This window comes from Vibrio splendidus 12E03 (assembly GCF_000272105.2).
In the GTDB taxonomy this organism is placed as follows: Bacteria; Pseudomonadota; Gammaproteobacteria; order Enterobacterales; family Vibrionaceae; genus Vibrio; species Vibrio splendidus_I.
In genome coordinates this window covers 1-8128 of record NZ_AJZD02000130.1, presented here as the reverse complement: position 1 = coordinate 8128, position 8128 = coordinate 1, and the positions used below count along the sequence as shown (strand labels likewise).

Annotated in this window: 9 protein-coding genes; all 9 read left to right on the top strand. The window is 44.6% G+C overall.

Annotated elements, in window-relative coordinates:
• Positions 1–151 precede the first annotated feature (151 nt).
• The 9 genes from fabD (at position 152) to A142_RS10140 (ending at position 7942) form a co-directional block, all read left to right on the top strand.
• Positions 152–1075, top strand: coding sequence for an ACP S-malonyltransferase (fabD, locus tag A142_RS10180; protein WP_017062151.1), 924 nt, complete (start codon positions 152–154; stop codon positions 1073–1075).
• A gap of 25 nt (positions 1076–1100) precedes the next feature.
• On the top strand, positions 1101–1835 hold the full coding sequence (gene fabG, locus A142_RS10175; protein ID WP_029405357.1) for a 3-oxoacyl-ACP reductase FabG: 735 nt from the start codon (positions 1101–1103) through the stop codon (positions 1833–1835).
• A 166-nt stretch (positions 1836–2001) separates the two neighbouring features.
• Entirely contained in the window at positions 2002–2235 is a 234-nt protein-coding gene (acpP, locus tag A142_RS10170; RefSeq protein ID WP_004737381.1) for an acyl carrier protein, read from the top strand.
• A 93-nt stretch (positions 2236–2328) separates the two neighbouring features.
• Entirely contained in the window at positions 2329–3573 is a 1245-nt protein-coding gene (gene fabF / locus A142_RS10165) for a beta-ketoacyl-ACP synthase II (protein WP_019821243.1), read from the top strand.
• Positions 3574–3677: 104 nt separating this feature from the next.
• The gene (pabC, locus tag A142_RS10160; protein ID WP_019821242.1) at positions 3678–4556 is read left to right on the top strand and encodes an aminodeoxychorismate lyase; all 879 of its coding nucleotides are present in this window, start codon (positions 3678–3680) and stop codon (positions 4554–4556) included.
• Complete coding sequence (gene mltG / locus A142_RS10155; protein WP_019821241.1) at positions 4553–5569, top strand: endolytic transglycosylase MltG; 1017 nt, start codon at positions 4553–4555, stop codon at positions 5567–5569. The genes pabC and mltG overlap by 4 nt, the downstream gene beginning before the upstream one ends.
• A gap of 10 nt (positions 5570–5579) precedes the next feature.
• Positions 5580–6212, top strand: coding sequence for a dTMP kinase (gene tmk / locus A142_RS10150; RefSeq protein WP_019821240.1), 633 nt, complete (start codon positions 5580–5582; stop codon positions 6210–6212).
• 6 nt (positions 6213–6218) lie between these two features.
• Positions 6219–7184, top strand: coding sequence for a DNA polymerase III subunit delta' (locus tag A142_RS10145; RefSeq protein WP_019821238.1), 966 nt, complete (start codon positions 6219–6221; stop codon positions 7182–7184).
• Complete coding sequence (locus tag A142_RS10140; RefSeq protein ID WP_019821237.1) at positions 7175–7942, top strand: TatD family hydrolase; 768 nt, start codon at positions 7175–7177, stop codon at positions 7940–7942. The genes A142_RS10145 and A142_RS10140 overlap by 10 nt, the downstream gene beginning before the upstream one ends.
• The last annotated feature ends 186 nt before the right edge of the window (positions 7943–8128 follow it).

Here is an 8128-nt window from a genome sequence, read left to right as displayed (position 1 = left end):
GTGGTCAAACGCTTCTACTTGAAGCATTTGGCGGCGGCTTCACTTGGGGTTCTGCGTTAGTTAAATTCTAACCCCAAGCGATAATCAACAAACAAGGCACATAACTTATGTGCCTTATTCAATTTTTTGCTTTGCTTAAAGGAAAATTACAATGAGCAAGTTTGCTATCGTATTCCCAGGCCAAGGCTCTCAAGCTATCGGTATGCTTGCTGACCTAGGCGAACAGTATGATGTTGTTAAAAAGACATTTGCTGAAGCTTCAGAAGCACTTGGTTACGATCTATGGGCATTGGTTCAAGATGGTCCTGTAGAAAATCTAAATGAAACTTTTCGCACTCAACCGGCTCTATTAACAGCGTCTGTTGCAATTTGGCGTGTATGGCAAGAGCTTGGCCTAGAGCAACCTGTAAATCTAGCAGGTCACAGCCTAGGTGAATATTCTGCACTTGTATGTGCCGGCGTTATCGACTTTAAAGAAGCGATCAAGCTGGTTGAATTGCGTGGTCAATTGATGCAAGAAGCAGTTCCTGCAGGCGTTGGCGCAATGTACGCAATCATCGGTCTAGACGATGAAGCGATTGCTAAAGCGTGTGAAGAAGCTGCGCAAGACGAAGTTGTGTCTCCAGTTAACTTTAACTCTCCTGGCCAAGTTGTTATCGCGGGTAACAAAGCGGCAGTAGAGCGTGCTGGTGCACTTTGTAAAGAAGCGGGCGCTAAGCGTGCACTTCCGTTACCTGTTTCTGTGCCATCTCACTGTGCACTGATGAAGCCGGCAGCAGACAAACTAGCGGTTGCTCTAGAAGCGCTAGAGTTCAATACGCCAGCACTGCCTGTTATCAATAACGTTGATGTTATTGCTGAGACAGACCCTGCGAAAATCAAAAATGCACTTGTTCGTCAGCTATACAGCCCAGTTCGTTGGACTGAAGGTGTACAGGCAATGAACGAACAAGGCGTAGAGAAACTACTAGAATTAGGCCCTGGTAAAGTTCTTACTGGTCTAACAAAACGAATCGTAAAAACTATGACAGCTGCTGCAGTTAATGACACTGCATCACTAGAAGCTGCTAAGTAAATAACCACTTAATAGAGAAGTTATGATGAATTTAGAAGGCAAAGTTGCACTAGTTACAGGCGCAAGCCGTGGCATCGGTCGTGCAATCGCTGAACTTTTAGTTGAGCGTGGTGCTAAAGTTATCGGTACTGCTACATCTGAAGGCGGCGCAGCTGCAATCAGCGAGTACCTTGGTGAGAACGGTAAAGGTCTTGCTCTTAATGTAACGGATACTGACTCAATTGCTGCTACACTGAAAACCATCAACGATGAATTCGGTGCGATTGACATTCTAGTTAACAACGCAGGTATCACTCGTGATAACCTACTGATGCGTATGAAAGACGACGAATGGAATGACATCATCGATACTAACCTAACGCCTATCTTCCGCATGTCTAAAGCTGTATTGCGTGGCATGATGAAGAAACGTCAAGGTCGCATCGTAAACGTTGGTTCTGTAGTAGGTACTATGGGTAACGCTGGTCAAGTTAACTACGCAGCGGCAAAAGCTGGCGTTATTGGTTTTACTAAATCAATGGCTCGTGAAGTTGCGTCTCGTGGCGTTACAGTGAACACTGTAGCTCCTGGTTTCATCGAAACTGACATGACTAAAGCGCTAAATGATGACCAACGTGCTGCAACTTTGGCGAATGTACCAGCAGGTCGACTAGGTGACCCTCGCGAAATCGCTGAAGCTGTGGTATTTTTGGCGTCACCTGCGGCAGCTTATATCACAGGTGAAACACTTCACGTCAATGGCGGTATGTACATGGTGTAAATTATGTGCAACATTTGTGCATGATTTAAGTCAAGATCATACGTAATTTCGGTTAAAATCGTGAAAATTGTGGTTTGACCAGAAAAGTTGACCTTGCAACTTTCAATAGATTGAATAAACTACGGAAAACATCGCATAAAGCGAACTCTGTAAAGGAAAAGAAAAAATGAGCAACCTCGAAGAACGCGTAAAGAAAATCATTGTTGAACAGCTAGGTGTAGACGAAGCTGAAGTTAAAAACGAAGCTTCTTTCGTTGATGACCTAGGTGCAGATTCTCTAGACACAGTTGAGCTAGTAATGGCTCTAGAAGAAGAATTCGACACTGAAATCCCAGATGAAGAAGCTGAGAAAATTACTACTGTTCAAGCAGCTATCGATTACGTAACTAGCGCTCAGTAATAATCTCTCCCAGGCGGTCACCTCGACCGCCTGTGTTTTATCTAACTCATCTATCCTCATCTTAAATCACCTCAATCCCCGGAGTGTAAAATCGTGTCCAAGCGTCGTGTAGTTGTCACTGGCATGGGTATGTTGTCACCGGTAGGCAACACTGTAGAATCTTCTTGGAAAGCCCTGCTAGCTGGTCAAAGTGGTATCGTTAATATCGAGCACTTTGATGCAACCAATTTCTCAACTCGTTTTGCAGGTCTAGTTAAAGACTTTAACTGCGAAGAGTATATGACTAAAAAAGATGCTCGTAAGATGGACTTGTTCATCCAGTACGGCGTCGCAGCAGGTATTCAAGCTTTAGATGATTCAGCCCTAACTATTACTGAAGAAAACGCTCCACGTGTGGGTGTTGCTATCGGTTCTGGTATTGGTGGTCTTGGTTTGATCGAAGCCGGTCACCAAGCTCTAACTGAAAAAGGTCCTCGTAAGATCAGCCCGTTCTTCGTACCGTCGACGATCGTGAATATGATTGCTGGTCACATGTCTATCATGCGTGGCCTACGCGGTCCAAACATCGCGATTTCTACTGCATGTACGACTGGCCTACATAACATTGGTCACGCGGCTCGTATGATTGCATACGGCGATGCTGACGCAATGCTAGCGGGTGGTGCTGAAAAAGCATCAACTCCACTAGGTATGGGCGGTTTTGGTGCGGCTAAAGCACTTTCTACTCGTAACGATGAGCCTCAAAAAGCTTCTCGTCCATGGGACAAAGGCCGTGATGGCTTCGTTCTTGGTGACGGTGCAGGCATGATGGTTCTTGAAGAGTACGAACATGCAAAAGCTCGTGGCGCTAAGATCTACTGTGAGCTAGTTGGCTTCGGTATGTCGGGTGACGCTTACCACATGACATCTCCAAGTGAAGATGGCTCTGGTGGTGCACTAGCGATGGAAGCGGCTATGCGTGATGCTGGCATTACTGGTGAACAAATCGGTTATGTTAACGCACACGGTACATCGACTCCTGCGGGTGACGTAGCGGAAGTTAAGGGCATTAAACGTGCTCTTGGCGAAGCAGGCAGCAAGCAAGTATTGGTTTCTTCTACGAAATCGATGACTGGTCACCTTCTAGGTGCTGCAGGTTCAGCTGAAGCTATCATCACGGCTATGTCTCTAGTTGACCAAATTGTTCCACCAACAATCAACCTAGATGATCCTGAAGAAGGCTTAGATATTGACTTAGTACCTCACACTGCGCGTGAAGTTAGCAACATGGAATATGCTGCATGTAACTCATTCGGTTTCGGTGGTACAAACGGCTGTTTGATCTTCAAAAAGATTTAATCATCTTATTAAAGACGCAAACACTCGTAGATAGTCACAATTAGACTTGTTTTTAAACGGCTTGATGCTTTAGCATTGAGCCGTTTCTTTTTATGGGGAAAAACATGTTTTGGGTTGATGGAGAAAGCCAGCAAACTGTCGATATCTTGGACCGCTCGTTTCAGTACGGAGACGGCTGTTTTACCACCATGCTTGTTCAAGGTGGCCAGATCCAACATTTTCACGATCATCAGCGTCGTGTCGATGAATGCCTGAAAGCGTTACGCATTTCTACTCTTGATTGGGATGTGGTTAATGTTTGGCTCGATAGTGCGCTTCAACACATCCAAAACAATGCGCTTCATGGGACAAAGAGTCTTGATGGTTCAGATAACCGCCATGAGACAAACAAGCCTCATAATCAAAAAGCAGGAGTAAAGCTGCACGTTAGTCGCGGCTCCGGTGGCAGAGGTTATAGCACCAATAATATCGCTAAACCTACAGTCACCATCAGTACGTTTGCTTTTCCGAGTCATTATTCAGCGTGGCAAGACTCTGGTGTTAAACTCGGTGTCTGCCAACAAGCGTTAGGTTTGAGTCCACTGCTTGCCGGGCATAAGCACAACAATCGCCTTGAACAAATCTTGATGAAAGATGAAATGGATCAGGCCAATGAAGTCGATGGTGTGGTGCTTGATATTTCAGGCAATGTCATTGAAACCACCATGGCTAATCTGTTTTGGCGAAAAGGACAGAGCATTCACACTCCTCAACTGACGCAGAGTGGCGTCGCAGGGGTTATGCGTAAGCAAGTGTTAACCGCGCTGAATCAAGCTGAACTTTCCGTTACTATTAGTGACTACTGCTTATCTCAACTCATGCAAGCTGATGAGGTTTTCATGACCAACTCCATTTTAGGGGTTGCCCCAGTTACCCGTATTAGTGAAACCCAATTTAACATTGGAACCGTTACTCGTAGCCTTCAAGGACAACTAAACTCGTGATCAAAAAGTTATTTATTTTTCTTATCTTGTGCCTAATCGCAGCGGGCGCTGCTGGGTTCTATGTTTATAACCAAGCGCAAGACAATCTGAAACAAGTCATCCAATTAGAAAAACCACAGGTCGTAACCGTTGCTTCAGGCAGCAGCTTTAATCGTGTTCTGGCACAGTTGATAAATGAGGGGCTCTTTGAAGCTTCTCCTTACGAGAAATTAATCCGTAAGTTACATCCTGAGCTTGTAGACGTCAAAGCGGGTACATTCCTGCTTGAGCCCGGTTTAACCCTAGAGCAGGCGCTACAAGTGCTTGTCGAAGGGAAAGAACACCAGTTCACCATTACCTTTGTTGAAGGTAGTCGTTTTGATGAATGGCTTGTTCAGCTGAAAGACAACGAATTTATTCAACAAACGTTGGATGGCGTTTCTGAAAAAGAGATCGCTGAAAAGTTGGGTATCGAAAATGAAAAGCTAGAAGGCCTTTTCTTAGCGGAAACATACCACTACACCTATGGCACAACGGATTTAGATTTGTTGAAACGCGCCCACCGAGATCTGATGAACGTGGTCAATGATGAGTGGGAAAATAGAGCCGATAAACTGCCTCTTAAATCGCCATATGAAGCGCTAATTCTTGCGTCTATCATTGAGAAAGAAACTGCAGTAGCGTCAGAGCGTGAACGTGTGTCTTCTGTGTTCGTTAATCGCTTGAACAAGCGTATGCGTCTACAAACTGACCCAACGGTTATCTACGGCATGGGCGACAGTTACAAAGGCAATATACGTAAGAAAGACTTACGTACTCCAACGCCATACAACACTTATACAATGAGTGGTTTACCACCGACGCCTATTGCAATGGCGGGCAAAGCGTCTATCAATGCTGCGCTGAATCCAGAGAAGAGCAACTACCTGTATTTTGTTGCGAGTGGAACAGGCGGTCACGTATTTTCAAAGAGTTTGACTGAGCATAACCGTGCAGTACGAGCTTACTTAAAGCAATTAAGAAAAAACAAATAAAGAAATAATTATGAATCAGTCGAAATTTATCGTAGTTGAAGGCCTTGAAGGTGCAGGCAAAAGCACAGCAATCAATGCCATCGTTGAGACATTAAAAGCATCGGGTGTTGAGGATATTGTTAATACTCGCGAGCCGGGTGGTACTGTCTTAGCTGAAAAGATGCGTTCATTGGTTAAAGAAGAGCACGAAGGCGAGAAGCTTCAAGACATGACTGAATTGCTGCTGATGTATGCAGCACGTGTTCAATTAGTCGAGAACGTCATCAAGCCGGCACTCGACAATGGTCAATGGGTATTGGGTGATCGTCATGATATGTCTTCACAGGCATACCAAGGAGGTGGTCGCCAGATCGCGCGCACGACTATGGAATCACTGAAATCAACCACGCTAGGCGGCTTTAAACCCGATCTAACGCTATATTTGGACCTAGACCCTAGAGTAGGGCTAGAGCGTGCTAGAGGCCGTGGTGAGCTTGATAGAATTGAAAAGATGGACATATCATTTTTCGACCGCACGCGTGAGCGCTATCTAGAAATTGCAGAACAAGATGATTCAGTACTTGTGATTAACGCGCAGCAAGAAATTGAGCAAGTAGCCGCTGATATTAAAGTCGCGCTAACTGCTTGGCTCGACAAACAGTAGGTAGTCATGGCTGAAATGTATTCTTGGCTCACACCAGTATGGAGTGAGTGGAAAAAAAGTCTCGATGCGGAGCGTTTTCCTAATTCTGTGATTGTTAATGCACCGGATGGGCTCGGCGTTGATGCGTTGATTAGCCAACTTACCGACGCATTGATGTGTACTAATTACGAAAGCGAGTCGTGCGGGTTTTGCCACAGCTGCGAATTAATGAAGTCGGGCAGTCATCCTGATTTTCATGTGATCTCACCAGAGAAAGAAGGTAAGTCGATCACGGTTGATCAAGTGCGTGCCAGTAATCGCTGGGCTCAAGAGTCTTCTCAGTTAGGTGGTTTGCGCGTTATTTTGCTTAACCCTGCTGAAGCAATGAACGAATCGGCTTCCAACGCACTATTGAAAACTCTGGAAGAGCCATCAAGCAAGTGCATCTTCATTCTGTCTACTCGCAACAGCAATCGCTTAATGCCAACGATTATTAGCCGTTGTCAGCAATTCAATGTGGTTAGCCCACAGTTGGATGCAGGATCGGCATGGTTAAATGGAGAAGTCGGTAAAACGGTTCCTCAGTACATACTAGCATTGAACGACAACGCACCTCTGAAAGCTAAAGCAATGTTTGATCAAGGTGGCGTCGAAGCTTCTACCAAAGCACTAGATGGCTTTGTGGATGTTATTAAAGGCGTTCAACCAGACATGTTAAAGTTCTCTACAGAGTTGAGTAAAGAGCCTCTGGTTCAATTAGGTTGGCTATGGCACTTACTGTCTGACGTGCAAAAGCTGCATTTTGGTTTGGCGAATCAGGCTATCACTCCGAGCGCGAAAGCACTGGTTGAGGTGATGTCTTATCAAAGTGCTTACGCAGCATCGAATAAACTGCTGATATTGATTGAGCAGTTAAAGCAACACCCTGGGCTCAATACGGAGCTACTCATAATGAATTGGCTGATAGCCACTTGCGAGGAAACATGTTCGTAGATTCCCATTGTCATTTAGACAAACTGGATTATCAAGATTTACACACAAGCGTAGAAGACGTTGTGAACAAAGCGAAGGCAGCAAACGTAGACCAGCTGTTGTCTGTTGGTGTGACACTGGATTCGTTTGAAAATATGCTCGAGATGATCTCGCCGTTTGATAACGTTAAAGCCTCTTGTGGCGTTCACCCTCTCGATGTTGAAAGTGATTTCTGTTTAGAGGCAATGCGTGAGTACGCGAGTAACCCTAAAGTGGTGGCGATTGGTGAGACAGGTTTAGATTATCACTATCAACCAGAGACTGCAGAGCTACAACAGCTACGATTTAAGCAGCATGTTGAATTGGCCGTTGAGCTTAATAAACCTTTGATCATCCACACTCGTAACGCACGTGAAGACACATTGGCTATTTTACGTGATGGCGGAGCTGAGATGTGTGGTGGTGTTATTCATTGCTTTACTGAAGATCAAGCGTTCGCTGAAGCGGCAATGGAGTTAGGTTTTTATATCTCAATTTCAGGTATTGTGACCTTCAAACAAGCTACAGAACTCAAAGAAGTTGTTAGGAAGCTTCCTCTCGATAGGCTATTGATTGAGACAGATTCTCCATATTTAGCGCCAATTCCATATCGTGGGAAGCAGAATCAACCTGCATATGTCGTGGAAGTGGCGGCCTATATTGCGCAATTAAAAGGTATGTCGATGAAAGAGGTTGCTGAACAAACGACCAAAAATTACCAGAAACTTTTTTTGCGATAAAAATCTAACTAAACAAATAAAAGGGAGCGAAAGCTCCCTTTTTGTGTTTTTGATCACCAAAAATGCGTTTTTTTTTAATGTTTACGAATTATGTTGAACTTGAGAGCGCTAATTATAACATTTGTAATTTTGTTACTAAAAATAACATTAGCTCCTATTTTATTTACCCAGTAAAATAATAGGGCT

Bases quoted from the DNA above. Each gene is read 5' to 3' on its own strand.
- pabC (WP_019821242.1), top strand. From the start codon at position 3,678: ATGTTTTGGGTTGATGGAGAAAGCCAGCAAACTGTCGATATCTTGGAC.
- A142_RS10140 (WP_019821237.1), top strand. From the start codon at position 7,175: ATGTTCGTAGATTCCCATTGTCATTTAGACAAACTGGATTATCAAGAT.
- fabD (WP_017062151.1), top strand. From the start codon at position 152: ATGAGCAAGTTTGCTATCGTATTCCCAGGCCAAGGCTCTCAAGCTATC.
- A142_RS10145 (WP_019821238.1), top strand. From the start codon at position 6,219: ATGGCTGAAATGTATTCTTGGCTCACACCAGTATGGAGTGAGTGGAAA.
- acpP (WP_004737381.1), top strand. From the start codon at position 2,002: ATGAGCAACCTCGAAGAACGCGTAAAGAAAATCATTGTTGAACAGCTA.
- tmk (WP_019821240.1), top strand. From the start codon at position 5,580: ATGAATCAGTCGAAATTTATCGTAGTTGAAGGCCTTGAAGGTGCAGGC.
- fabG (WP_029405357.1), top strand. From the start codon at position 1,101: ATGAATTTAGAAGGCAAAGTTGCACTAGTTACAGGCGCAAGCCGTGGC.